Origin of the sequence: Ruegeria sp. HKCCD7303 (assembly GCF_013111185.1) — a bacterium.
Classification (GTDB): domain Bacteria; phylum Pseudomonadota; class Alphaproteobacteria; order Rhodobacterales; family Rhodobacteraceae; genus Ruegeria.
Map to the genome: position 1 here is coordinate 711,669 of NZ_WVRE01000001.1, position 22,373 is coordinate 734,041.

Genomic DNA, 22,373 nt, shown 5'->3' on the forward strand with positions numbered 1-22,373 from the left:
ACCAACCTATGACCCGCATGTCAAAGTGCGGGTCTTTTTTTGCCTTCAGACTCGGCGGCACAGTTTCAGTTGACCAATAAAACCGCCTCGACCCGGCGGTTCAGGTCGCGCCCCTCAGGCGTTGCATTGGACGTTATCGGAGCCAGATAGCCCACGCCTTGCGCCTCAATCCGCTCGGGGGCCACGCCATGCGCCTCGATCAATCGGGTGCGTACGGCCTCGGCCCGGCTTTTGCTGACAGAGATATTGGCCGACAGCGCGCCGGTGTCGTCGGTATGCCCCACCAGCGCCAACCGCGTCTCCGGGTTGTCGGCCAGATATCCGGCCAGCAGGGCCAGTGAGCCAAATGGCCCTTCTCCTAACGCCACCTCGCCCGTAGGGAAATGCAAATCATCCAGGATCACATGCCCAGTGCTAGTCAGAGCCTCGAGCAATCCGCCCGAACCTTCGACGGCCTGTTCGATCACCACCGGATCAGGGTCAGGAGCATCCTGCGGCGTCACACGGATAAGCTGAACATAGCCATCCGGCGGGTTGCGACTGACCAACAGGCTCAACACAACAGGCCCTTTGGTGGCCGACAGGAAGCGGTAATCCTGAATGGCGACATACATGTCCGGTGTCGGCACAACTTCGGTACCAAATCGAAAATCGAAGCCGCCACAGTTTTGAACCTCGCATTCGAACAGGATTTTGTATCCCTGCGCCTCGATCTGGTCGCGCAGCGGGGCCAGAAGTTGCAGGGTCGTACTGGACCCGGCCTGAAGCCGCCATGTGAACCGTTCGACCTGCCCCTCAACGGTCTTTGCTGGCACTGCACCATCGGCATAAGGCCCCGTCGGTAGGTCATAGCTATCCAGCGGCGAGGTCCGGTCGCTGATCTGACGCGCACTGCTGGGCAGTGTCAGGTCCTGTGCCAGAACCGGACCTGTCAGAAGCATTGAAACAAGGGCGGCGGCGCGGATCATCGAAACTGTGCGTGATATTCTTCGTTGGGTACCATTGCGGTCGCGCTGGCCACCCGGTTGGACATGTTGAAGAACCCGGTGACATTGGCAATGTCCCAGATATCCCGGTCGGTGAACCCGGCATCGCGCAGTTTCTGGCGGTCAGGTTCTTCAATCTCGGCACTGGCAGTGGTCATCTTGGCGGCAAAATCCAACATCGCACGTTGACGCGGCTCCAGCGGCGCGACGCGGTAATTCATCACCAGCATCTCACCCAGTTGCGGATTACCCGACAGCTGACGCACCGCCGCGCCATGTGCGACCAGACAGTAGAAGCACTTGTTGATCGACGATACCACCACCGCAATCATCTCGCGCTCCAGCTTGGACAAGCCGCTGTCGGCCAGCATCAGGTCATTGTACATCGCTGTGAAGGCGTTCAGCTTGTCGATGTCGAATGCGTTGGCTTTCAATACGTTCGGCACCATTCCCAGCTTTTCGACACAGATATCAAAGTATTTCTGCGTTTCCGGCGGCAGCGGATCGACCATGGGCAGGTTCAGCGCGGTGGGCATGTCTTTCTGTGTCACGGCGGCCTCTTCAGTTCACTCAAGGTGACGGTAATGGTATTCGCCCGCAAGCTCCATCCCGAGTGCGCGATAAAGACCATTGGCTCCCACGTTGGCCTTGGTGCAGATCACGCTGAGGGTCTGCGTGCCATTGTCCCGCGCCCAGATTGCCGCCGCGCGCATGGTCCAGTGGCCCAGACCTTGGCGGCGATGATCGGGCAGGATTTCAAGTGCGTGGACCATCGCAACATCCCCGTGCATCGCGACAAATGCTACGCCACTGGGCTTGTCGTTGTGGCGCAACAACAGACTGGTTTTGGGGCCCTTCGCGCGCGCCATCACCGCTTGGCGTTCTGGCCCAATCCCGGCCGAAGCCCAGATTTCACGCATGATCTCAAGCGGCTCCCAGACCGAGAAGACCATGATCGGAGGGATCGGTTGATCTGTCAGCAGGTCGACCGGACAGGCATAGATGTTGACCGGGTCCAGAACGCTGTACCCCCGATCAGCCAGTTTCGCGTCCAGAGCCTCATCACCCGGACGCAGACAGAAAATGCGTTTCTGCCCCATGGCCAGCATCGCGGCTTCGGCGGCGTCAATATCCGCGTCTGTTGCAGGGCCCAGCGCATTGGCCGCAGACACACGTGACCCACCACCCTGCCCTTCGCGCAGTTGGAACGGGCCAAGTGCCTTGTAGCCTGCGGCGGGCCAAGTGCCGTCGACAATATCCGCCCAGTTGGCGCTCAAAGCTCCAACTCTTTCGCCAGACGGGTCATCGCCGCATCAATCTGCCCTCCGTCAGTGCCCCGTATCACAACGTTGGCACCGAAGGCCCCGTTGATCTGGAACGGATAACAGCCAATGGACAGGTCGCTGAACTCTTCGGCCAAGGCGGACAGGTTTGCGGCAATATCGCCCTCGCCCCGATCCACGCGCAGAGTTTGCGACAGCAAGGGACTGCCTCCGGTTAACGTTGGCAGAACACTGGCCACCATCGCCTGAAACACCGAAGGCACACCGGCCATCACATGCACGTTCACAAGAGTAAAGCCCGGTGCAGTCGAGACCGGATTGTCGATCAGCGCCGCACCATCGGGAATGCGGGCCATGCGCAGGCGGGCGGCATTCAGCTCCAACCCCGATTTGTCGTAATGCGCCTGCAACAGCGCCCGCGCGTCATCCCGAATATCAATCGGCGTGTCGAAGGCCCGCGCGATGCAATCGGCGGTGATATCGTCATGTGTCGGACCGATGCCGCCACTGGTAAAGACGGTGTCATAGGCGTCTGATAGTGCTTTGACCGCCGCTTCGATGGCGGGGGCGTCATCGCTGACAATGCGCACTTCTTTCAGGTCGATGCCGTGTTTGGTCAGCTCCTGCGCCAGAAAGTGCATGTTGGCATCACGGGTGCGGCCGGACAGGATTTCATCCCCGATCACCAGCATTGCTGCAGTTGGATTGGCCATGGCGCTCTCCCCTCTTGATCGTTCTCAGGGGCAGGTATAGGCCCTGAACCATGCGATTTGAAACCCCTCTTGTCCCCGCCCGCCTGATCCGCCGCTACAAACGCTTTCTGGCTGATTGCACGCTGGAAGACGGGCAAGAGGTTACGGCCCATTGCGCCAATCCGGGATCGATGATGGGGCTGGCTGAACCGGGCGAGAAAATCTGGCTGGAACCCAATGACGACCCCAAGAAAAAGCTGAAATACGGCTGGCGTTTGGTGGATCACGAAAACGGGCATTTCACCGGCGTTGACACCTCGGTTCCCAATCGCGCCTTAAGGGCAGCGCTTGAAGCCGGTGAGATTGCAGAACTGGCCGCCTATGACACCGTCCGGCCCGAAGTGAAATACGGCGAAAACAGCCGCATCGATTTCCTGCTGACCGGGCCGGGCCTGCCCGACGCTTATGTCGAGGTCAAAAGCGTGACCCTCTCGCGCCAGCCCGGCCTGGCCGAGTTTCCCGACAGTGTCACGGCACGCGGCACAAAGCATCTGGGCGAGCTGGCAGCCATGGCCGCGCAAGGACACCGCGCGATCATGCTGTATCTGGTCCAGCGTACCGATTGCGACAGGTTTGCGCTGGCGGCTGATATTGACCCGGCCTATGCGGCGGCGTTTGAAACAGCACAGGCGCAGGGGGTGGAACGATTGGTGTATGGGACAGAGATTTCACCCTTGGGCGTCGCAGTCTTACCCAAACCGATCTAGAGGCCATTCAGCAGCACCCGCCAGAAACAAGATAACCTAGCGTCTCGGGTCAAACCTAAAGCTCACTATAAATATTCTTAAAACGCTATTTGTTGATTCATATCAAGGTTAATGAGCATACAAAAAGCTTTGCTATTCAGCACGACAATTTCGAGGGGAGATTTGTCATGCGATACAAAGCCATTGGTATGACCGTTCTGTGCGCCGCACTCCTATACACGGCCTCTTGCTCGGGCATGAGTTACGCGATGAAGACATATGGCGACGTCGACCCAATAAACTTCGAAGCCTTTGGCAGAACCTGGCGCGTCTTCGACAAGCCTGAAAGCGGCTTGATTATGCTGACGCCCAGCTTGGGAGATGCGGCATTGGCAGGTGCCGCCAAAGGGGCAACATTCGGCTTGGCTGGCAGTATGGACCCCACGCAGTTGGTCTTTCAATCGGCGGCGGCAGAGTACCTGAAGTCAACCGGCAGAACATGTGACATCCGTTCTGCCCAACTGGTCATCGACCCTCAGTGGGAGTTCACCTATACCTGCTGAGCCTTCGCGAAACTGTCGCCTTATGTCAGAAATCACGGAGTTCAGCATGCAAAAAAATTTAGTCACATTGGCCGTCCTTCTCGCCGTCACCGCGTGCGCGGAACAACCAAGTTCGATTGCACCGGTTCCAATCGGAGACGTCTATAACGACGTATCTTGCGCAAAGGCACGACAACTCTACCAACAAGAGGTTGCCAGAGTGCCTGCCTTGGTTTCCGCACAAAAACAAGCGGTTGCTGGTGACGCTGTCGGCGTGCTGTTAATCGGCGTTCCTGTATCCAGTTTATCTGGGGATGATTTGGAGGGCGAAATAGCCGCGACCAAGGGCAAATTGATCGCACTGTCCGCTCGTTTGGAAGTTTGCGGCACTCCACCCCCGAAAATAGCGTGGGATTGAGCCTGTCGCGACATAGGGTCGTAGTAATGGCATGAGAGAGCGGCTGTTGAAACTGATAAGCCGTCGAGCTACTTCGCTGAAAGAGTGTGACCCTGCGCCCTCTGGTACTTTCTGCACAAGCAGCGTAAAAGGAATGCTGCGCGAAACATTTGGAGCTTAGCGTCGATGAAAGAACATCGTGGCCGCCTGACCAAAGACGGCATCCGCATCTATGAACAAAGCGACTTTGCCGGAATGCACGCGGCAGGGGCTTTGGCGGCACGCATTCTGGATGATATTGCAGAACACGTCTTTCCCGGCCAGACCACTGGCGCGATTGACGGGCTGATCACGCAGATGGTCGAAGACGCAGGCGCAACTTCGGCCACGATTGGCTACAAAGGCTATCAGCACGCCAGCTGCATCAGCGTCAATCACGTCGTTTGCCATGGCATTCCGGGTGAAAAAAAGCTGAAGGATGGCGACATCCTGAACATCGACGTGACTGTGATCGTCGATGGCTGGTTCGGCGACACCTCGCGTATGTATGTGGCCGGTAAATTGCCCCGCAAGGCGGAACGGCTGATCCAAGTGACCCATGACGCGCTGTTCAAGGGCATCGAGATGGTCAAGCCCGGCAACACTTTCGGTGATATTGGCCACGCCATTCAGGCTTATGTAGAAGCGCACCGGATGAGCGTTGTGCGTGATTTTTGTGGCCACGGTCTGGGCCGCGTGTTCCACGCGCCGCCCAACGTTCTGCACTATGGCCGTCCGGGCACTGGCGCGATTCTGGAAGAGGGTATGTTCTTTACCATCGAACCGATGGTCAACTTGGGCCGTCCTGAAACCAAGACACTGGCCGACGACTGGACCGCCGTGACCCGCGACAAGTCACTGTCGGCACAGTTCGAGCATTCGGTGGGTGTCACAGCGGATGGGGTCGAGATTTTTACACTCTCGCCGGGCGACAAGTTCCACCCGACCTATTCCTCCTGATCGACCGCCTGTTCGCGCATCACTTTCAGCAGCATCGTCTCTGCCCCCCACGGCGTCACCGCGTCGTGGATGAAAACAGGCGCGCGCATGGGTTTGCGCTCGGGGCCGGTCGAGGCTTCGGCGTCGTGGGAAAACGTCCAACTAAAGGGTGTCAGGGCGCGGTCCATGCCTGCACCTTAGCACAACAAAGGGTCAGAGTCCCAACAACTGGTGCGCTTGTGACATGTGCGTGATTACTTCGGCACCCAGATCTGCCAGCCTGCCGCCATGCGGTGCGTAGGCCAAACAGCGCATACCCGCCCGGGTGGCCGCAGTGACGCCGTTCTCGCTGTCTTCAATAACCACCGGGGCGTTTGCTTCGAAGTGCTGAGCGGCCAGCTTGAACATCCTTGGGTCCGGTTTGCCAGTTCCCAGAACATGAGCCGAGAACATAACGTCCTTGAACCGGTCCCAGAGCCCATTCTGACCCAGGGTGATCTTCATCTTGTCCGGGCTGCCGTTTGACGCAACGCAGAACGGGATGCCGTTTTGATCCAATGCCACCAACAATTCGGAAACACCAGGCACCAAAGGAACCCCTTTGCGAAGTCGGTCATAGGTTTCAGCATAGATCTGATCCACCCAGTCATCGGGTAAATCGGCACCCATGCTGCGTGCCTTGTCGCGCACCCCGACCATTGTTCCGCCTACAAACAGCGACATGCATTCAGGCAGTGTCAGGTGCAGGTCATAGCCAGCTAGATTTTCAACCAGCACCTGGTTCGAGATCACTTCGCTGTCTACCAGAACGCCATCGCAATCAAAAATCACCAGATCATGCATCCGGTTCGTCTTTCCATATCAAAGAGATATACGTGTCGCCATATTTCCGACTGCCCTGCAACGTGAACCCGGCAGGTGGCTGCATCGGAGCATTTTCTTCCCAAACCAGTAAGGCGTCATCAGCGACCCATCCACCGGCGGTTATTGCGGTCACTGCCTTTTGGCCCAACGCTTTGCCGTAGGGGGGGTCCAGAAAGATCAGATCATATGGGGCCTTCGGGTTGTCGCCCAGCCGGGTGGCATCGCGGCGGACCAGATCGGTACGCTCGGCGCTGTGGGTCAGGTCGATATTCTTGCGGATTAGCCCTTGGGCCACACGTCCGTCATCAACAAAGGTGACATGAGACGCACCACGCGACAGCGCCTCAAGCCCCAGCGCCCCGGTTCCTGCGAACAGATCCAGCACGCGCAGGCCGTCAAAATCGATCTGGTGGGTCAGGACGTTGAAAAGACTTTCGCGCACACGGTCAGTGGTGGGGCGCAGATGTGCCCCCGCATCCCCTTTGCCGACCGAGGCCAAGGCGCGGCCTCGGAACTCTCCGGCGATGATTCTCACGCTTTAAGCAGCGGCTTCAGGTCCGCGTCCGGATCCGCCACGATGGCCGGATCGGCCGTCTTGCCTGCGTCGATCAAGCGTTTGCCGACCATATACGCGCGGGGATCGTTCATTGCGTCCACAGCTATCAACTGATCGCCCTTGTAATACCAGAAGGACACGGTCTGCCCTTCGCCCTTGCGGGTCACAACGCGGTCATATCCGGTGTTCAGACCGGCGATCTGCAGTTTGACGTCATACTGGTCCGACCAGAACCATGGGGTCGCCACATAATCCCGGGCCTCGCCCAGCATGTTCTGCGCGACGATCTCGGCCTGATCGATGGCGTTAGGCACACTCTCTAGCCTGATCCGGCCTTCACCGTGTGGAAACGAGGCACAATCGCCTGCCGCCCAGATTGACGGATCCGAAGTGCGGCCATGGGCATCGGTCTTGATACCATTGTCCACCTCAAGCCCCGCCATCTCGGCCAATTGGGTTGCGGGCGCGATGCCGACACCAACCACGACAAAGTCAACCTCAAGCTCGGTGCCGTCGGTAAGCAGGGCCCCCGTCACCTTTCCGTTTTTGCCAATCAGCCGATCCAACCCGACGCCTTCGCGAATGTCCGCACCATACTCGCTGTGCAATGCACGGAAATAGTCGCTGGTCTCGGGTGCTGCAACCCGTTGTAGAATACGGTCTGCCATCTCGACCAGAGTCACCTTGACGCCTCGCTTGGCGCAGACGGCTGCGGCCTCAAGCCCGATATAGCCACCCCCCACGATCAACGCACGAGCACCTTCAGTGACCTTGGGCTCCATATCGTCGATATGCGCCAGATCGCGCACCACATGCACACCTTCCAGGTCACCACCAATTGCCGCGGGCAGACGGCGCGGATCGGACCCGGTGGTCAGCGCCAGTTCGTCGTAAGAAATGACTTCGTCCCCCAACGTCACAGTCTTGGCTTGCGGATCGATGCCCGTGACGCGCTGGCCCAGACGCAGGGTGATGTTGTTCTCGGCATAGAAACTCTCGGGCCGCAGGAACAGGCGCTCCAGCTCCATCTCGCCCAGCAGGTATGCTTTGGACAAAGGCGGGCGCTGATAGGGCAAATGCGGTTCAGCGCCGACAAGGGTGATGTCCCCGTCGAACCCATCCTTGCGCAAACGCGCCACCAAAGATGCACCCGCCTGACCGGCACCGATCACGACAATATGGCTCATGTTTTGCCCACCCTGCAGTTTTCCCGTGGTCTCCGTGTTTGGACCACCTATATTGCGGCTAAGCCCAATTCTGCAAATCCAAACAACAGGAGCTGAAAAATGATTTCAACAGGAGACGCCCTTCCCGAAGCGACACTGACCCAGATGGGCGCGGACGGGCCGGAAGAGGTTCGGATTTCAGAAAAGACCAAGGGCCGCAAAGTGGTGATCTTTGCTGTTCCTGGGGCGTTTACACCGACATGCCATTCCGCGCATGTACCCAGCTTCATGCGGACGAAAGATCAGTTCGACGCCAAAGGCGTAGACGAAATCATCTGCATTTCGGTCAACGACCCCTTTGTCATGAAAGCTTGGGGCGAAGCCACCGGCGCGTCTGACGCCGGTCTGACCATGCTGGCAGATGCCGCATCAGAATTCACCAAAGCCATCGGCATGGATTTCGACGCCCCGCCCGCCGGTCTGATTGCCCGGTCCAAACGCTATGCCATGCTGGTTGAGGACGGCAAAGTCACTGCCTTGAACCTGGAAGAAAACCCGGGCGCATGCGAAATCTCTGCCGGTGAAGGCCTGCTGGACGTCATCTGATAGAGTTCGGCCCCGGTTTTTCGGGGCCATCAAAACCCAAATTAACTTGATGCTCTTCCCTAATGCGCGAATACTTGATCCAGGCGTTTGGGGAGTTCTTTATGACACTTAAGACATTTTCACTTATCCTGACCGGCTCCGCCATTCTAGCATCCTGCGGACCGGCACCCACCCCACAGCAACAAGCCGCGCGCCAACACGAGATCGCGTGCCTGGGCGGAACTTTGGGCGGTGCGTTGATCGGTGGCGCCATCGGCAATCAATTTGGTGGCGGGTCGGGCAAGACAATCCTTACCGCTGCGGGTGCCGCGGCTGGTGGCTTTGAAGGCCAGAGATTTGCATGCTGAAAGGGTCAACCATGACACGCGGAATTATCATACTCATGATCACATTTCTGACCTCGGCAGCCGCCGCCGAAACCGTTGCAGAGCTGCATGAAAAAGAACTGAACGCCATTGATGCGAATAATGACGGGTTCTTATCAAAAGACGAGTTCGACGCATTCTCGGACTATGCATTTCAGGCCATGGATGAAGACAAAAACGGCACCCTGGGCCTGGAAGAGGCCAAACCGTTTCTGGACATCAAGCAGTTTCAGAATGTTGACCGCAACAAAGACAGCTTTATCTCAAGAGCGGAATATGATGCTCAGATGGATGAGGACTTCAACACGGCGGATCAGGATGGCAATGGCCAACTGGATTAAGCCTGTCACGACAGGAGCTTGGTATGAACAAATGGATTGGTTTGGGCGCATTGGCACTGGTCGCGGCCTGTGATGTTCCGCAGGCTACTGTGGTGACGGGACCGGATGGGCAGTCTCGCATTGAAATCAACCTTTCCGGGCTGACCTGCTATCAAAACCGCTGTCTGGACATAAACCCAGCAGCGCGGAGCGTGCGACAGATTGGCAACAAGACCACCAGGATTCCTGCATCCATAGATGTCAGCGACGGCTATGTCACGCCAGCCGAGTTCAGGCAGATGGCGACCACGGCCTCACTTGCCGGAGGCCAAGGCTCGGGAAATGATCGCTAGCACAGACTGTCCATCTTGCGTGCCAGTTTGGCATCCAATGAGGACAGACCACCTACGTCATGGGTGGACAGAACAACCTCGACCGTGCGGTACACGTTGAACCATTCGGGATGGTGGTTCCATTTCTCGGACCAAATCGCTACCTGGGTCATCCAGCCAAAAGCGGAAACGAAATTGTCGAATATAAACGTTTTTGTAATCGCATCTCGGCCTTCGACCATCGTCCAACCGTTCTTGAACAGCGGATCCAGCAGCGGGCCGCGGGTTTCTGTCGACAAGAGTTCGGTCATTGCTGTTCCTCCGGGTTCGATTTCCTGAACGGACCGTAGTCCGTTAGGATCTCGATCTCTTCTCCCACTGCACGGCCTTCGGCGTCCAGATATTTTTTGACGGCATCAGCAAAACCCGGATCGCCAACCCAGTGCAAGCTATGCGTGCGCGTTGGCAAATAGCCCCGCGCCAACTTGTGTTCACCCTGAGCGCCCGCCTCGACCCGGGCCAGACCACGGGCAATGGCAAAGTCTATCGCCCTATAATAGCACAGTTCGAAATGCAGACAGGCATGATGTTCAACGCAGCCCCAATACCGGCCAAAAAGCGTTTCGCGGCCTATGAAGTTCAACGCACCCGCGATGGCATAGCCGTTCCGTTCCGCCAGCACCAAGGCCATGTCATCCGCCATGGTTTCCTGTGCAATATCAAAGAATTGGCGCGTCAGGTAGGGCGAGCCCCATTTACGCGCGCCGGTATCCTGATAGAATCGCCAAAACGCATCCCAATGCTCAGGACGCAACGCTTCGCCGGTCAGGGTGCGGATGTCACCGCCAAAGTCATTGGCCTGCGCCCGCTCCTTGCGGATGTTCTTGCGTTTGCGCGATGACAGGACAGCCAGGAAAGCGTCGAAGTCTGAATAGCCCTCATTCAACCAGTGAAACTGCTGCGAGCTGCGCAACATCAGGCCCATCTGTTCACCGGCCAACGCTTCGTCCTCGGTACAGAAGGTCGCATGAACCGACGAAACCTGATTATCCGCCGCCAGTTGTACAGCGCCCTGCACCAGAGCTGACATGCCGATCCTCTCGTATCCCGGGCGCACCAGGAAACGTCGTCCGGTTGCCGGGGTGAACGGCACTGCGATCTGAAGCTTGGGGTAATAACGCCCACCTGCGCTTTCATAAGCATGTGCCCAGCTATGATCGAAGATATATTCGCCCTGACTGTGCGATTTGGCATACATCGGAGCCGCTGCGATCAGCATACCATCAAGATAAGCAGTCAAATATTGCGGCTGCCAGCCTGTGCCGCGACCAACCGAGCCGCTTTCTTCCAGCGCTAGTAAAAACCGATGGGTTGTAAAGGGATCAAGAGGCCGCCCGCCATCAACGGCTTCGGGGCAAGCGCAGGCATCCCACTCTGCCGCAGAAATCTGCGACAGAGCACCCAATACCTGAATTTCGATCTGTGCCTGATCCATATGTCCTCCGCGCCTGCCCTTTATCTGTGACAGCCTGAAGGAGGTTCAAGCCGAATGCGCAGCCAGATACCCTTCGAAAGTCACATTGTCGGCAACTTTGCGAGCCTCTGCCTCTTGTTCAGGCGATCGGACAGTCCAGCACAGAATTGGCACCCCGCGCGCCTTCAATTCGGCCACGCGGGGGCGCGACAGGTCAGCGGCCTCGTGGCTGATGAAACTTGCTCCGACACGATAAAAATCCGGAATACCACGCAGATTGTCGCAAATGTCTTGGGGCAAAAGTTCGACGCTGGGTTCATAGGCGCAAGTGGTGATGCCACGCGGCAGATGCGGGGCAAGCCGTGCCAGTTCAGCGACCGAGTTGGGATTGAAGGACATCAGGGCCACAGGACCGTCGTAACCCAGCAATGCGCGGACGGTATCCCGCTCCAACGCGCCCACATTTGCACCCATTGCACCGTCCTGATCTTTCAGTTCGATCAGCAGCGGTACCCGACCTGCTACCATCTCTAGAACATCATCCAGCGTTGGAATGCCATCATCCCCATACAAAAGGGTCGCGCCAGAAGCTGCAGCCGCCGAGACCTGACGGATCGGCCCGGGCTGACCGGTCAGACGCGCCATATCATAGTCATGGAAAACCATGGCCCGGTCATCCGATGTCAGTTGAAGATCGATCTCGATCCCGTAACCCGCGTCAATCGCTGCCTGAATAGCCGCCCGGCTGTTTTCCGGGCGGTTGTCCGATATGTCATGCAGAGCCCGATGAGCAATAGGGACCTGCAAAAACGCGTTTGGCAAAGGTGGTATCATTCGACTTCGAAAATACCTTCGATTTCAACCGCCACACCCAACGGCAGGGACGCCGCGCTGACTGCGGAACGTGAATGACGGCCCGCTTCGCCCAGCGCTTCGACCATGAAATCGGAGGCACCGTTGATCACCTGTGGCTGTGCTGTGAACTCTGCTGTCGAGTTTACAAAACCAGTCAGCTTGATCACACGCACCAGTTTCTCGATATCGCCGCCGCAGGCTGCCTTGACCTGCGCCAGCAGGTTGATCGCGCAAACCCGGGCCGCAGCGGCCCCGGCCTCAACGTCCATATCGTCGCCCAGTTTGCCGGTGATCAGTTCATCAGCTTTCGAGATCTGGCCCGAGACATAAACGATATTGCCCACGCGCACGAACGGCACATAGTTGGCAGCGGGTGCAGGTGCGTCATCCAGCGTGACACCCAGGGTTTCCAGTTTTGCGGCGATGCTCATTGAGAGGGTCCTTCCCTAAATTCGACTCTGCCGGACGCTAACCGGGAAGCTTGGATTGGGAAAGACGGAAACCGGCAATTTCCTGTCTGCCTGCGATCTGAGCGTTTCTTTACTTATTACGAGCTGTTGATCCTGGGTCACTTTACCCGCCCCCAAATGACAGGTTACACGCAAGGTGTTTCATTTAAGGCCCGAAACGACTAGTGACAGAACTTGTGCCACCCCAGCACGTGGATTTTGATTGAACGTCCGGCGGACCATGTGTCGGACCATTTTGGGAGAAGCAAACCGTGACAAGCAGATTGCGCCTGAAACATTTTATTGTCCTGTCATGCATGGCCATTCTGTCTGCTTGCGCTACGACCCCGCCCGAAGGGGCCTCGCGTAGCGACGTTTTTGATCCGTATGAGAACAACAACCGGGCAATCCACAAGTTCAACCTTGGTGTGGACCGATTTTTGTTCCGGCCTGCCTCGAAAGGCTATGTGAAGATCGTTCCTGATCCGATGGTGACCAGTTTCAGCACCTTCGCCGAAAACATCTCGCTGCCGGGGCAGGCCGTAGATTACTTGTTGCAGGGCAATCCGAAACAGATGGGCAACGCGTTGCTGCGATTCGTGATCAACATGACTGTGGGTGGCTTTGGTCTTTCCGCACCTGCGGATGAATTGAATCTGCCACCAGTGGATACCGATTTCGGCGAGACGCTGCATGTCTGGGGTGTGGGCGAAGGCGCATATGTTGAGCTTCCCTTCTACGGCCCATCCACCCAACGAGATGCGATCGGGGTTGTGATCAACTTGTTCTCGAACCCAATCAATTTTTCGCCGGTGCGACCGGTCGACAATATTGGCGTCTACGCAGAGATCGTGCGCCGCATGGGAGATCGCGGCCGGTTCTCGGATACAGTCGACTCGATTCTTTACGAAAGTGCAGACAGTTACGCGCAAGCACGCCTGATCTTTTTGCAAAATCGCCGCTTTGAACTGGCAAGAGATGACGAAGACGCCTATCTGGATCTATATTCTGACCCCTATGCCGAAACCGGGACAGACCCGGTCAGGGACCCCTTTTTAGACCCCTACGAGGACCCCTATGCCGAATAACGAGTTGAACCGCCGTCACTTCATCGCCTCGAGCCTCGCGCTGGCCTTGCTGCCCATGCCTGCCTTGGCGCAGACCGAAGCTGCAGCCAAAGCGCTGGTCAACAGCGTGGTTGCTGACATCAATCGGGTGATCGATTCGGGCAAGTCTGAAAAGGCAATGCTGCGCGACTTCGAAAAAATCTTTGTGCAATATGGTGATGTCCCGATCATGGCTCGCTATGCCCTGGGGGCGGATGCCCGCACGGCAAGCCCCGCCCAGCTGAAAAAATTCACCAAAGCGTTCCAGGGCTATATCTCGCGTAAATACGGCCGCCGGTTCCGAGAGTTTATTGGTGGCGAGGTTGACGTACGCAATGCGCGAAAAATCAAGGCCGGGTACGAAGTTCGGACGATGGTCAAACTGCGCGGCTCCGCCCCGTTTGACGTGACGTTCCTGGTGTCCGACAAGTCGGGCCGGGACAAGTTCTATAATATGTTCATTGAAGGCGTGAACCTTCTGCTGACCGAACGCACCGAAATCGGTGCTATGCTGGATGCCCGGAAAGGCAATCTGGATCAACTGATCAGAGATTTGAACAAAACAGGCTAACCTTGCGGCCGGGTGTGGTAACACGCCAGATCAAAGTTATTGCAAGTACACAAAAAAGGGTCAGGTTCTTCTGACCCTTTTTTGTTTCGATTTCAGGGCGCATAGCTACGCACCAAAGCGCCTGCAATCAACGCCCAGCCGTCTGCGATGACAAAGAACGCAAGTTTGAATGGCAAGGATACGATTGCCGGAGGTACCATCATCATGCCCATCGACATCAACACCGCTGCAACAACAAGATCGATGATCAGAAACGGCAGAAAAATCAGAAAGCCAATCTGAAAGGCCCGCGCGATTTCAGATAGCATGAAAGATGGCATCAGGACGGACAGCGGCGCTTGTGCTGACAGTTCCATCTCATCCCCACCGGGACGTAGGGCCGCCATGGCGTAAAATGTATCCGCGTCCAACCGGGCTGCCATGAAAGTACGGAACGGGTCCAGCGCCCGTTCCAGTGCGGCCTCGACACCGATCGTTTCCTCCATCATCGGGCGAATGCCGCTTTCCCAGGCTTCAGTGAAGACAGGGTCCATGATGAAATAGGTCAAAAACAACGCCAGACTGACAATCAGCATATTGGGCGGCGATTGCTGCAATCCAATCCCCTGTCGCAGGATCGACAATACTGTAACCAGGAACGGGAAACAGGTGATCATAACTGCCAGGCCCGGCGCTATGCTCAATACAGTGATCAGTAGGATCAACTGGATGGTCCGTGCCGATATAGATCCTCCCTCGCCAAGGGACAAAGTCACATCCTGAGCTGTGGCGAGCGATGGTGTCAGCACAATCGCCAGAGCCAGCCAGATCGCAAAGCGCATCAACCGATCCCGTTTTGAAGGTCGGCAATCTCGGTCAGGCGCACGGCCAGTTGACCGGCCTGGTCGCCATCCATCTCTTCAAGCAGCCCACGTGCCACCAACTGATCCCCGACATAAAGGTCAACCGGATCTTCGATCCTTTTGTCCAGTGTCAGCACCGCATTCTCTCCCATATTGAGCAAATCCCGGATCAATGGGCGGGCGCGGCCGACAGAGACAGTCACCTCGATCGGGACGGATTCAAACGGGTTGGGTCTTTCGGTGTTCGGGGTCTGAGTGTCATTCATTGGACAAAGCCTCTCTTGCCTCAAAGACGTATGCGTCAAAAATCTGTGCAACGGTGGTCAGCAAGGCGCTGCAATCCACTTCGCGCCTGCTGATGCCGACTTGCAGGCGGGCCTGCCCCGGCTCGAGCCCGGGATCTTCGATGACCTCTGGCGCGAGCTGTGCACTTGGCGGCAAAATTGCTGCAACATCTTCAGCACGGCCCGTCGGCACCATGATCTGCATAGGTTGCTCCAGCTGCATGCGCGCCATCTCCGACAGCTGTTCAACAAGAAGGGTGGCCAATCCCCGGTCAACCATCTGCGGTAAGACTGTCTGCACCAGGCTTTCAAACATCGGCTCCAAAGACAGAGTCATCCGGGTCATCGCCTCGTGATAGGTGAATGACATGTCCTCCAGCGATTGCGCGAGCTCTGCCGATACCTTTCCGCGACTTTGCTCCTGCGCCTGAGCGGCATCCTCCCAACCAGCACCATAACCATCCTCAAAGGCGGCAAGCCTCTGTTCTTCTAATGTTTCCTCATCCAGAAGCAGAACCGTGCCGGTGCTGGTCTGAGCGGTGAAATCCTCAAGCAGATGGGCGATCGACATCACACCCGCTCCTCGCCTTCTTCAAGCCAGCTGCGAAGGATCTCGACGGTCTCCTCTTGCTTGTCACCGATCATAGTCCGCAACCGTTCAACCGGGTCTTCGACGGCGTTGACGCCCAGCGCTGGAACGCCCCCGTCTTGGGACAAGGCTGCAAACTCAGCCACGTCATCGGCCGCGATTTCACCGGTCAAAACCGAAGGTTCCACCTCGGCCCCGTCAACAGCGGGCAAAAGCGCTGGTGTCAGTGTCGGCTTCATCAGAATCGGTCGGATCACGAACAACGCCAGCACCAGCGATACCACCGCCAGCACGGCCATTTGGATCAGGGACATGGCGTCCAGATGAATGTTCTGCCACATGGAAGACGAAGCCAGAGTGCCTTGCGGTTCTGTCACAGGCAGATCCAGAGATTTAAGTGTGATCACGTCCCCGCGCGCGGCGTCGAACCCCACGGCCGCAGCCACCAGTTCTTGCAGCGCGTCCAGTTCTGCCTGCGGCAGCGGTGCAAATGTTTCGGCTCCCGAGGCATCCACAGTACGCGTTCCGTTCACCAAAACGGCAACCGTCAGGCGCTTAATCGAACCGGGCGCTGTGTGAACTTCAAGCTCTGTTTCAGAGACCTCATAATTCACCCGCTCACGCGTTTCGGTGGCGGTGGAGTTCGATTCGTCACCACCAGCCCCATCTCCATCGGGCAGGTTGGATGCAACGGTGACATCAGAAGACTGATTGCGGGCGCTGTCCGAACGTTCCTCGACATCCGTACTGATGGCCACGCGGCCTTTGGGGTCAAAGCGCCGCTCGCGGATTGATTCTGTCTTGGTTTCCGTATCCACGCTAACCTCGACCACCGCATTGCCGGGTCCGACACGCGCTTCCACAAGGCGCAGTACACGTTCACGCAGTTGGCGCGATTTATCATCTGCCGTGTCAGCGGCCACCGCAGTGTCTTGCCCACCAATAACAGCCCCGTTCGAATCGATTACAGTCACGTCCTCAGGTGCCAGGCCGCTTACGGCGGAGGCAACAAGGAACCGGATCGCCTTGGCCTGATCACCAGTGATATCGGCACCTGACGGCACCAGATAGACAGAGGCTGTCGGCGCAACGCTGCGCTGGAACGGGTTCGCAGACCCGTTGGCGATGTGCACCCGCGCCTGGCTGACATGCGGACTGCCGACTATGGTGCGCGCCAACTCACCCTCTTTTGCACGCCAGTATGCGGCGTCGAACATCTGAGAGGTGGTGCCAAACCCGCTCAGCGAATCCAGCAGTTCATACCCCCTGTTACCATTTGCGGGCAGGCCTTCACTGGCCAGAGTCATCCGCAACTCGTCCCGCTGCGCGCCGGGTACATAGATTGACCCACCGCGAATCTCATAGGTGATACCGCGCTGATCCAGCGCGCGCACGATGTCCCCTGCCGCGCCGCTTTCCAAGCCTGCATACAGCAGCGTCATAGACGGTGCGGTTGCAAGGCGGGACATTCCGAGAATTCCCAAAAACACCAGCACAACTGCACTGGCGACAATGATTTGTTTACGCCTGTCCAAACTTGCCCAAACAGTTCCGATCTGCTGCACGCTCACCTCCGACTCGCCGACATTCTGCCCGGCGCACCCTCTGTTTGGACGATTGCCCTTAACAATCGGTTAGTCCCTGAGCGGTTATGAAACGACAGAACGGATGAATGAGGACGTCATGACCGACGCGACGGCAGAACAGGCAGAAGCCCCGGAAAAAAGGGGGAAAAAGGGAATCCTTATTGGGTTGATTCTGGCAATTGCAGGGGCCGCGGGCGGATATTTCCTAACCTCATCCGGACTGATTCCGCTGGGCAGCAAAGCTACGCAGGAAACAAGCCAGGACATGGAAAAAGGAAACTCTGTCAAAGCGCTGGAAAACGTTGGCTTCCTCGCACTGCCACCCGTCGTCGTATCGGTGAATTCAGACAGCTCTCGGCATTTGAAGTTTCACGCACAACTCGAAGTTAACGCCCCGTACATGGCTGACGTGGAAAAAATGCAGCCGCGAATCATGGATGTTCTGAACGGATACCTGCGTGCCGTGGAATTGCAGGATCTTGAAGATTCGTTGGCGTTGATGCGCATCCGGGGCCATTTGCTGCGCCGCATTGAAATTGTCGTTGGCGAGGGTCGCGTTCGCGATGTGCTGGTGATGGAATTTGTTTTGAACTAGGAGGCGAAATTGGAGCTGATCGCGGATATTTTGCTGGTTGCCGGTGCGTTGGGCGCGGGTCTTTACTGCTTTGTTCTGTCGCGCCGCCTCAAGCGGTTTACCGACCTTGAAAAAGGCGTTGGTGGTGCTGTGGCGGTTCTTTCACGGCAAGCGGAAGAGCTGAAGAAATCTCTGGACAACGCGCGCAGCGCTTCTGACCAGTCCCGGGACAAGCTTACAACCCTCACACACAGAGCCGAGAGCGTCGCGCAACAGCTCGAGCTGATGATGGCGTCAATGCATGACGTGATCTCCGAAGACGCCTCCAAAACGGAGACGCAGCCAGAGGCTGTTCCGGCAGAGGCTCAGCCACAAGAACCAACTCTTGCAAGGCAAGAGGATGTCACAGAGCCCTCTGACGACGCAGAATCTTCTGAAACTGAAGCACCCAAAACAAAAGAAAACAAAGCGCCAGAGGGTCTGATGTTCTTCCGTCATGATCACAAGCAGGGTGGAACACTGGCATGAACCGCCCTCGCGCAACTCGGCCAAACGCTCGCCCGCGGGCCGGTGTACTTGCTGTCATCTCCTTACTCATGCTTGGTTCAGCCGCAATTCGCATCGGGTTAGAGGCTGGGCCGGCGCTTGCGAAACCAGCCGAACCTAAGGCCGTTGAACACACGCCCAAAGCGTTGGAAACACGCGACGTTCAAGCTCTTTTGACCGAGCTTTTGCGTCGAGAAAAACAGGTCACACAACGTGAAGACGCGCTGCGGGATCAAGAAAAGGCATTGGAAATCGCGGGCCAGGCTATCGAGACGCGGCTGGTCGCGCTTCAAGAGGCGGAAGAGGCTCTGCGTGCCACTTTGGCTGTCGCCGACAACGCGGCCGAGAATGATCTGACCCGTCTGACAGATGTCTATCAAACCATGAAACCCAAAGATGCTGCTGCGTTGTTTGAAACCATGGATCCAACTTTTGCCGCCGGGTTTCTTTCTCGTATGCCTCCTGATTCAGCGGCCGGGATACTTGCTGGTCTCAGCCCCGAGGCAGCCTACACGATCAGTGTTGTCATGGCAGGCCGTAATGCCTCGGCCCCACTGGAATAACCAGTGCCACATTTTCACGCGCATCACTAAGCCGGAGATCTCAAATGATTGGAATTGTTGGAATTGTTGTCATTTTCGTGATGGTTTTCGGCGGCTATCTTGCTGCTGGCGGCAAGATGACCATCATTCTGAAATCGCTTCCGTTTGAAATGATGATGATCGGCGGCGCCGCCGTTGGTGCCTTTTTGATCAGCAATGACATGGGCGGTGTAAAACACACGATCAAAGACATGGGGAAGGTTTTCAAGGGACCGAAATGGAAACCCGAGGACTATCGTGACCTTCTTTGCCTTCTGTTTTCACTGATCCGCATTGCCCGTGCTAATCCGGTTGAGGTCGAGCAACATATCGAAGACCCTGAAAACTCAAGCTTGTTTTCCACTTATCCCAAGATTCAAGCCGACAAGGAGGCGGTCGATCTGATCTGTGACACTATGCGTTCCGCCGCGATGAACTATGATGATCCGCACCAGGTTGAAGAAGTGCTGGAAAAGCGGATGGAGGCGAATTTTCATCACGCAATGCACTCAAGCCATGCGTTGCAAACAGTGGCGGATGGCCTGCCTGCGCTAGGGATCGTAGCGGCTGTTTTGGGGGTGATCAAAACGATGGGCTCGATCGACCAACCACCCGAGGTTCTGGGCAAACTGATCGGCGGCGCTCTGGTGGGCACGTTCTTGGGGGTTTTCCTGGCGTATGGTCTGGTGGGACCCTTTTCAGGCAAGCTGAAATCCGTTGTCGAAGAAGACAATCACTTCTACCAATTGATCAAAGAGGTTCTGGTTGCAAACCTGCACAACCACAATGCCGCGATGTGTATTGAGGTTGGGCGCCAGAACACACCCACTCACAACCGCCCCGGCTTCTCCGAGCTTGAAGAGGCTCTGAAAGAGCTCAAGCAGGCCGCAGCATGAAAAAGTTCGGAATCCTGTTTGCGGCCCTGATCATGATGGCCACTTCGGCATCCGCACAAAATGTGACGGTGCGATCAGGTGAGCATGATGGCTATACGCGTTTGGTTTTCAATGTACCACCAAACACAGGATGGACACTGGAACAGCGTAAAAACGGTGCTCGCTTAAGGCTGGCATTGGATGCCGCGACCTTTCAGACAAGCGCAGTGTTCAGCCGCTTGACGACCAATCGCCTTGCGTCAATCTCACAACCTGAACCCGGTGGGGCATTGGAATTGGAGTTCGGGTGCGCGTGCGCAGCCTCGGCTTTCCTGTACCGGGATTCTATGATTGTTCTTGATATTGCACCGGGCGCATTTCTGCCCCCGCTGCTGGTTGACATCCCCCCCCCAGTGAAGCGGACGGCCAAAAAGGCCACGTCTGAATCGTATAAAGACGCGCAGTTGGCAGCATTGGACCTGCCGCTTCTTGAACACGGGTTGAAGGACCAATTGTCCACGCGTTTTCTGCAAGGGGCCGACCGCAGATTGCTGGGTTTGAACCTAACCCCAGTTGGTCCTCGCAGCTCTGCCCCACCCGACGCAGCGCGCCTGCCAACGGGTTTGTCCGGCAATATTCGACTGACTTCGGTGCTGGACGATTTGCAGAATGTTCTGAATGCCGAGTTTCAGAAGTTAGATAACAAACGAGCCTGCATCACGACGTCCGAGCTTGGCTTCGCACACTGGTCTGGGGATGAACCCTTTTCTGCGCAAGTGTCTGCTTTGCGTACGGGTCTATTTAAGGAGTTTGACCGTATTGATGAAAACAAGGCTCTCAGACTGGCAAAGCTGTATGCGTTCAACGGCTTTGGGGCCGAAGCACTGGCTGCTTTGGCGCTGTCTGAAGCACCATCTGAAGAACTGGACCGCATCGAGTTTGTCGCTCAGCTCGTAGACGACAAACCAATTAAGCCCCCCCATCCTTTCAGTGGATTGCAGCGTTGCGACAGTGACGCCGCGCTTTGGGCAGTATTGTCCGAAGGCACTCTGGCACCTGACGCGGATGTTGAGGCGATCGAGCAAGCTTATGGTAGTTTGCCGAACCACTTGCGCCGCCAATTCGGAAAACGTCTGTCCGAAATTCTCGTCAACGCACAACAGTTGGAGGCCGCCCGCAGAGTGATACGCTCGGTCGACCGTATCGAACAAAGCACTTCGGCAAGTACCGCACATGCCAAGGCCATAGTTGCTGCGGCAGAGGGGAACGACGTGCGCGAAGAGGAGTTGTTGACGGAGGTTGTTTCATCACCCAACGCCACGACAAATGCTCCGGTGGCGTTGGCCCGTTTGGTCGAAAAGCGCTGGGGCGAACGCAGCGCAGTCACTTCGAAAGAACTGGAACTGGCGGCGTCTTTTGCGGTCGAATACCGACGCTCGAACCTGGGCCCAATGATGGCACGCACGCACGCGATCGCCTTGAGCCTGAGCCAGGATTTCGAGCCAGCATTCGACATCATCCTGAACTTGCCAAACGGGCAGGACAGAACCCGCGCGTTCAATCGACATTTTCACCTACTGTCAGAGCGGTCCGACAACGTAACCTTTTTACGCCAAGCGTTCCACGTAATGCAGATGAGCAAGACCCCAGCCCTGTCAACGGACAGTGCAATCGCCGTTGGTGATCGGCTGGCGGCGCTTGGTTTTGCGGATCAAGCCATTGACCTGACAAACCGAGCAGAAGATCAAACGCACAAGACAGAAAGAGCGCGCGTGCGGGCCAAAGCGGCCCTTCTGTCGGGACGTCCGCACAAGGCTCTGATGGAGTTGGACGAAGACAAATCGGACGAAGCCCGCGCCTTGCGTGCACAGGCCCTGGGCAGAATTAGTGACTTTGCAGCAGCAGCTGAGATCATGAAAGATTTGGGGCAAGGCGAGGCAGCAAACCGCTTATACTGGCTGGCAGGGCTGCCGGACGATACCGTTGATCCACAGGGTGGGAAATACGCGGTCCTGAACCAGACAACGCAAGCCCTGTTGGACACCCCGGCACGACAGTTGGAAAAACCCCTAATGGACGCAGAGGGTCTGCTTGAGAACAGTGAAACGACACGCGAACGCATCATTGAGATGCTGAATGCGGTCAATTTAAAATGACAAGTGCGCCTGCTGCTCTTCAGACAATCCAGTGCCAACATGAGAAAACTGC

Annotated in this window: 31 protein-coding genes; 15 read left to right on the forward strand and 16 right to left on the reverse strand. The window is 56.9% G+C overall.

Annotated features, from left to right (window positions below):
• Positions 1–65 precede the first annotated feature (65 nt).
• Genes GS630_RS03045 through GS630_RS03060 form a run of 4 tightly spaced genes read right to left on the reverse strand, consistent with a single transcriptional unit; the run spans position 66 to position 2,982 of the window.
• Positions 66–968, reverse strand: a complete 903-nt coding sequence (locus GS630_RS03045) for an OmpA family protein (protein WP_171620203.1) — start codon at positions 966–968, stop codon at positions 66–68.
• The gene (locus GS630_RS03050; protein WP_171234845.1) at positions 965–1,522 is read right to left on the reverse strand and encodes a peroxidase-related enzyme; all 558 of its coding nucleotides are present in this window, start codon (positions 1,520–1,522) and stop codon (positions 965–967) included. The genes GS630_RS03045 and GS630_RS03050 overlap by 4 nt, the downstream gene beginning before the upstream one ends.
• Positions 1,523–1,552: 30 nt before the next feature.
• Positions 1,553–2,263, reverse strand: a complete 711-nt coding sequence (locus GS630_RS03055; RefSeq protein WP_171711860.1) for a GNAT family N-acetyltransferase — start codon at positions 2,261–2,263, stop codon at positions 1,553–1,555.
• Positions 2,260–2,982, reverse strand: coding sequence for a molybdopterin-binding protein (locus tag GS630_RS03060; protein ID WP_171620207.1), 723 nt, complete (start codon positions 2,980–2,982; stop codon positions 2,260–2,262). The genes GS630_RS03055 and GS630_RS03060 overlap by 4 nt, the downstream gene beginning before the upstream one ends.
• A 50-nt stretch (positions 2,983–3,032) precedes the next feature.
• Here GS630_RS03060 and sfsA point away from each other — a divergent pair, with 50 nt between their 5' ends.
• The 4 genes from sfsA to map all read left to right on the forward strand — a co-directional run bounded on the left by sfsA (position 3,033) and on the right by map (position 5,645).
• Complete coding sequence (sfsA, locus tag GS630_RS03065) at positions 3,033–3,728, forward strand: DNA/RNA nuclease SfsA (protein ID WP_171178266.1); 696 nt, start codon at positions 3,033–3,035, stop codon at positions 3,726–3,728.
• Between the two features lie 167 nt (positions 3,729–3,895).
• Positions 3,896–4,270 (forward strand): hypothetical protein, encoded by a 375-nt coding sequence (locus GS630_RS03070; protein WP_171620209.1) that lies wholly within the window; start codon positions 3,896–3,898, stop codon positions 4,268–4,270.
• Between the two features lie 46 nt (positions 4,271–4,316).
• The gene (locus GS630_RS03075) at positions 4,317–4,667 is read left to right on the forward strand and encodes a hypothetical protein (RefSeq protein WP_171620211.1); all 351 of its coding nucleotides are present in this window, start codon (positions 4,317–4,319) and stop codon (positions 4,665–4,667) included.
• 165 nt (positions 4,668–4,832) lie between these two features.
• Complete coding sequence (gene map, locus GS630_RS03080; RefSeq protein WP_171620213.1) at positions 4,833–5,645, forward strand: type I methionyl aminopeptidase; 813 nt, start codon at positions 4,833–4,835, stop codon at positions 5,643–5,645.
• On the opposite strand, the gene GS630_RS03085 is transcribed toward map, so the two are convergent.
• Genes GS630_RS03085 through GS630_RS03100 form a run of 4 tightly spaced genes read right to left on the reverse strand, consistent with a single transcriptional unit; the run spans position 5,633 to position 8,231 of the window.
• The gene (locus GS630_RS03085) at positions 5,633–5,812 is read right to left on the reverse strand and encodes a hypothetical protein (RefSeq protein WP_171620215.1); all 180 of its coding nucleotides are present in this window, start codon (positions 5,810–5,812) and stop codon (positions 5,633–5,635) included. The two genes, map and GS630_RS03085, sit on opposite strands and share 13 nt — an antisense overlap.
• 25 nt (positions 5,813–5,837) lie before the next feature.
• On the reverse strand, positions 5,838–6,467 hold the full coding sequence (locus GS630_RS03090; protein WP_171178274.1) for an HAD family phosphatase: 630 nt from the start codon (positions 6,465–6,467) through the stop codon (positions 5,838–5,840).
• Entirely contained in the window at positions 6,460–7,023 is a 564-nt protein-coding gene (gene rsmD / locus GS630_RS03095) for a 16S rRNA (guanine(966)-N(2))-methyltransferase RsmD (protein ID WP_171178276.1), read from the reverse strand. Before rsmD ends, GS630_RS03090 begins: the two co-directional genes overlap by 8 nt.
• Positions 7,020–8,231 (reverse strand): NAD(P)/FAD-dependent oxidoreductase, encoded by a 1,212-nt coding sequence (locus GS630_RS03100; protein ID WP_171620217.1) that lies wholly within the window; start codon positions 8,229–8,231, stop codon positions 7,020–7,022. Before GS630_RS03100 ends, rsmD begins: the two co-directional genes overlap by 4 nt.
• A 99-nt stretch (positions 8,232–8,330) precedes the next feature.
• On the opposite strand from GS630_RS03100, the gene GS630_RS03105 reads away from it, so the two are divergent.
• The 4 genes from GS630_RS03105 to GS630_RS03120 all read left to right on the forward strand — a co-directional run bounded on the left by GS630_RS03105 (position 8,331) and on the right by GS630_RS03120 (position 9,854).
• Positions 8,331–8,816 (forward strand): peroxiredoxin, encoded by a 486-nt coding sequence (locus tag GS630_RS03105; protein WP_171178280.1) that lies wholly within the window; start codon positions 8,331–8,333, stop codon positions 8,814–8,816.
• Between the two features lie 101 nt (positions 8,817–8,917).
• Positions 8,918–9,163, forward strand: coding sequence for a glycine zipper 2TM domain-containing protein (locus GS630_RS03110; RefSeq protein WP_171178282.1), 246 nt, complete (start codon positions 8,918–8,920; stop codon positions 9,161–9,163).
• 11 nt (positions 9,164–9,174) lie between these two features.
• Positions 9,175–9,522, forward strand: a complete 348-nt coding sequence (locus GS630_RS03115; RefSeq protein WP_245222904.1) for a hypothetical protein — start codon at positions 9,175–9,177, stop codon at positions 9,520–9,522.
• Positions 9,523–9,545: 23 nt separating this feature from the next.
• Positions 9,546–9,854, forward strand: a complete 309-nt coding sequence (locus GS630_RS03120) for a hypothetical protein (protein WP_171178286.1) — start codon at positions 9,546–9,548, stop codon at positions 9,852–9,854.
• Here the strand turns inward: GS630_RS03120 and GS630_RS03125 are convergent.
• Genes GS630_RS03125 through GS630_RS03140 form a run of 4 tightly spaced genes read right to left on the reverse strand, consistent with a single transcriptional unit; the run spans position 9,851 to position 12,593 of the window.
• Entirely contained in the window at positions 9,851–10,144 is a 294-nt protein-coding gene (locus GS630_RS03125) for a 4a-hydroxytetrahydrobiopterin dehydratase (protein WP_171178288.1), read from the reverse strand. The two genes, GS630_RS03120 and GS630_RS03125, sit on opposite strands and share 4 nt — an antisense overlap.
• Positions 10,141–11,328 carry a GNAT family N-acetyltransferase gene (locus GS630_RS03130; protein WP_171620219.1) on the reverse strand — a complete coding sequence of 396 codons (1,188 nt, stop codon included), beginning with the start codon at positions 11,326–11,328 and terminating at the stop codon, positions 10,141–10,143. Before GS630_RS03130 ends, GS630_RS03125 begins: the two co-directional genes overlap by 4 nt.
• Before the next feature lie 45 nt (positions 11,329–11,373).
• Positions 11,374–12,141 (reverse strand): glycerophosphodiester phosphodiesterase family protein, encoded by a 768-nt coding sequence (locus GS630_RS03135; protein WP_171620221.1) that lies wholly within the window; start codon positions 12,139–12,141, stop codon positions 11,374–11,376.
• Positions 12,138–12,593, reverse strand: coding sequence for a RidA family protein (locus GS630_RS03140; protein ID WP_171178294.1), 456 nt, complete (start codon positions 12,591–12,593; stop codon positions 12,138–12,140). Before GS630_RS03140 ends, GS630_RS03135 begins: the two co-directional genes overlap by 4 nt.
• Before the next feature lie 335 nt (positions 12,594–12,928).
• Here GS630_RS03140 and GS630_RS03145 point away from each other — a divergent pair, with 335 nt between their 5' ends.
• Complete coding sequence (locus GS630_RS03145; RefSeq protein ID WP_171093362.1) at positions 12,929–13,699, forward strand: VacJ family lipoprotein; 771 nt, start codon at positions 12,929–12,931, stop codon at positions 13,697–13,699.
• Entirely contained in the window at positions 13,689–14,288 is a 600-nt protein-coding gene (locus GS630_RS03150) for a phospholipid-binding protein MlaC (protein WP_171178297.1), read from the forward strand. The genes GS630_RS03145 and GS630_RS03150 overlap by 11 nt, the downstream gene beginning before the upstream one ends.
• A gap of 92 nt (positions 14,289–14,380) precedes the next feature.
• On the opposite strand, the gene fliP is transcribed toward GS630_RS03150, so the two are convergent.
• The 4 genes from fliP to fliF are packed head-to-tail and all read right to left on the reverse strand — an operon-like array spanning position 14,381 to position 17,568.
• A complete protein-coding gene (fliP, locus tag GS630_RS03155) occupies positions 14,381–15,109 on the reverse strand; it encodes a flagellar type III secretion system pore protein FliP (protein ID WP_171620223.1) in 729 nt (242 codons plus the stop codon).
• The gene (locus GS630_RS03160; RefSeq protein WP_171178301.1) at positions 15,109–15,396 is read right to left on the reverse strand and encodes a FliM/FliN family flagellar motor C-terminal domain-containing protein; all 288 of its coding nucleotides are present in this window, start codon (positions 15,394–15,396) and stop codon (positions 15,109–15,111) included. The genes fliP and GS630_RS03160 overlap by 1 nt, the downstream gene beginning before the upstream one ends.
• Positions 15,389–15,985, reverse strand: coding sequence for an ABC transporter ATP-binding protein (locus tag GS630_RS03165; protein ID WP_171620225.1), 597 nt, complete (start codon positions 15,983–15,985; stop codon positions 15,389–15,391). Before GS630_RS03165 ends, GS630_RS03160 begins: the two co-directional genes overlap by 8 nt.
• On the reverse strand, positions 15,985–17,568 hold the full coding sequence (gene fliF / locus GS630_RS03170; protein ID WP_171178305.1) for a flagellar basal-body MS-ring/collar protein FliF: 1,584 nt from the start codon (positions 17,566–17,568) through the stop codon (positions 15,985–15,987). Before fliF ends, GS630_RS03165 begins: the two co-directional genes overlap by 1 nt.
• Positions 17,569–17,686: 118 nt before the next feature.
• On the opposite strand from fliF, the gene fliL reads away from it, so the two are divergent.
• From fliL to GS630_RS03195, 5 genes are read left to right on the forward strand one after another with little or no spacing between them, the layout of a single operon-like run.
• Positions 17,687–18,184, forward strand: coding sequence for a flagellar basal body-associated protein FliL (gene fliL / locus GS630_RS03175; protein WP_171711862.1), 498 nt, complete (start codon positions 17,687–17,689; stop codon positions 18,182–18,184).
• Between the two features lie 9 nt (positions 18,185–18,193).
• Positions 18,194–18,691 (forward strand): hypothetical protein, encoded by a 498-nt coding sequence (locus GS630_RS03180; RefSeq protein ID WP_171620227.1) that lies wholly within the window; start codon positions 18,194–18,196, stop codon positions 18,689–18,691.
• Positions 18,688–19,272 (forward strand): MotE family protein, encoded by a 585-nt coding sequence (locus tag GS630_RS03185; RefSeq protein WP_171178311.1) that lies wholly within the window; start codon positions 18,688–18,690, stop codon positions 19,270–19,272. Before GS630_RS03180 ends, GS630_RS03185 begins: the two co-directional genes overlap by 4 nt.
• Positions 19,273–19,316: 44 nt before the next feature.
• Positions 19,317–20,186: a flagellar motor stator protein MotA gene (motA, locus tag GS630_RS03190; RefSeq protein WP_171620229.1), complete on the forward strand. Its 870-nt coding sequence runs from the start codon at positions 19,317–19,319 to the stop codon at positions 20,184–20,186.
• Positions 20,183–22,321: a hypothetical protein gene (locus GS630_RS03195; RefSeq protein ID WP_171620231.1), complete on the forward strand. Its 2,139-nt coding sequence runs from the start codon at positions 20,183–20,185 to the stop codon at positions 22,319–22,321. Before motA ends, GS630_RS03195 begins: the two co-directional genes overlap by 4 nt.
• The last annotated feature ends 52 nt before the right edge of the window (positions 22,322–22,373 follow it).

Bases quoted from the DNA above. Each gene is read 5' to 3' on its own strand.
- GS630_RS03045 (WP_171620203.1), bottom strand. From the start codon at position 968: ATGATCCGCGCCGCCGCCCTTGTTTCAATGCTTCTGACAGGTCCGGTT.
- GS630_RS03050 (WP_171234845.1), bottom strand. From the start codon at position 1,522: ATGCCCACCGCGCTGAACCTGCCCATGGTCGATCCGCTGCCGCCGGAA.
- GS630_RS03060 (WP_171620207.1), bottom strand. From the start codon at position 2,982: ATGGCCAATCCAACTGCAGCAATGCTGGTGATCGGGGATGAAATCCTG.
- sfsA (WP_171178266.1), top strand. From the start codon at position 3,033: ATGCGATTTGAAACCCCTCTTGTCCCCGCCCGCCTGATCCGCCGCTAC.
- GS630_RS03070 (WP_171620209.1), top strand. From the start codon at position 3,896: ATGCGATACAAAGCCATTGGTATGACCGTTCTGTGCGCCGCACTCCTA.
- GS630_RS03075 (WP_171620211.1), top strand. From the start codon at position 4,317: ATGCAAAAAAATTTAGTCACATTGGCCGTCCTTCTCGCCGTCACCGCG.
- map (WP_171620213.1), top strand. From the start codon at position 4,833: ATGAAAGAACATCGTGGCCGCCTGACCAAAGACGGCATCCGCATCTAT.
- GS630_RS03085 (WP_171620215.1), bottom strand. From the start codon at position 5,812: ATGGACCGCGCCCTGACACCCTTTAGTTGGACGTTTTCCCACGACGCC.
- GS630_RS03090 (WP_171178274.1), bottom strand. From the start codon at position 6,467: ATGCATGATCTGGTGATTTTTGATTGCGATGGCGTTCTGGTAGACAGC.
- GS630_RS03100 (WP_171620217.1), bottom strand. From the start codon at position 8,231: ATGAGCCATATTGTCGTGATCGGTGCCGGTCAGGCGGGTGCATCTTTG.
- GS630_RS03105 (WP_171178280.1), top strand. From the start codon at position 8,331: ATGATTTCAACAGGAGACGCCCTTCCCGAAGCGACACTGACCCAGATG.
- GS630_RS03110 (WP_171178282.1), top strand. From the start codon at position 8,918: ATGACACTTAAGACATTTTCACTTATCCTGACCGGCTCCGCCATTCTA.
- GS630_RS03115 (WP_245222904.1), top strand. From the start codon at position 9,175: ATGACACGCGGAATTATCATACTCATGATCACATTTCTGACCTCGGCA.
- GS630_RS03120 (WP_171178286.1), top strand. From the start codon at position 9,546: ATGAACAAATGGATTGGTTTGGGCGCATTGGCACTGGTCGCGGCCTGT.
- GS630_RS03125 (WP_171178288.1), bottom strand. From the start codon at position 10,144: ATGACCGAACTCTTGTCGACAGAAACCCGCGGCCCGCTGCTGGATCCG.
- GS630_RS03130 (WP_171620219.1), bottom strand. From the start codon at position 11,328: ATGGATCAGGCACAGATCGAAATTCAGGTATTGGGTGCTCTGTCGCAG.
- GS630_RS03135 (WP_171620221.1), bottom strand. From the start codon at position 12,141: ATGATACCACCTTTGCCAAACGCGTTTTTGCAGGTCCCTATTGCTCAT.
- GS630_RS03140 (WP_171178294.1), bottom strand. From the start codon at position 12,593: ATGAGCATCGCCGCAAAACTGGAAACCCTGGGTGTCACGCTGGATGAC.
- GS630_RS03145 (WP_171093362.1), top strand. From the start codon at position 12,929: ATGGCCATTCTGTCTGCTTGCGCTACGACCCCGCCCGAAGGGGCCTCG.
- GS630_RS03150 (WP_171178297.1), top strand. From the start codon at position 13,689: ATGCCGAATAACGAGTTGAACCGCCGTCACTTCATCGCCTCGAGCCTC.
- fliP (WP_171620223.1), bottom strand. From the start codon at position 15,109: ATGCGCTTTGCGATCTGGCTGGCTCTGGCGATTGTGCTGACACCATCG.
- GS630_RS03160 (WP_171178301.1), bottom strand. From the start codon at position 15,396: ATGAATGACACTCAGACCCCGAACACCGAAAGACCCAACCCGTTTGAA.
- GS630_RS03165 (WP_171620225.1), bottom strand. From the start codon at position 15,985: ATGTCGATCGCCCATCTGCTTGAGGATTTCACCGCTCAGACCAGCACC.
- fliL (WP_171711862.1), top strand. From the start codon at position 17,687: ATGACCGACGCGACGGCAGAACAGGCAGAAGCCCCGGAAAAAAGGGGG.
- GS630_RS03185 (WP_171178311.1), top strand. From the start codon at position 18,688: ATGAACCGCCCTCGCGCAACTCGGCCAAACGCTCGCCCGCGGGCCGGT.
- motA (WP_171620229.1), top strand. From the start codon at position 19,317: ATGATTGGAATTGTTGGAATTGTTGTCATTTTCGTGATGGTTTTCGGC.
- GS630_RS03195 (WP_171620231.1), top strand. From the start codon at position 20,183: ATGAAAAAGTTCGGAATCCTGTTTGCGGCCCTGATCATGATGGCCACT.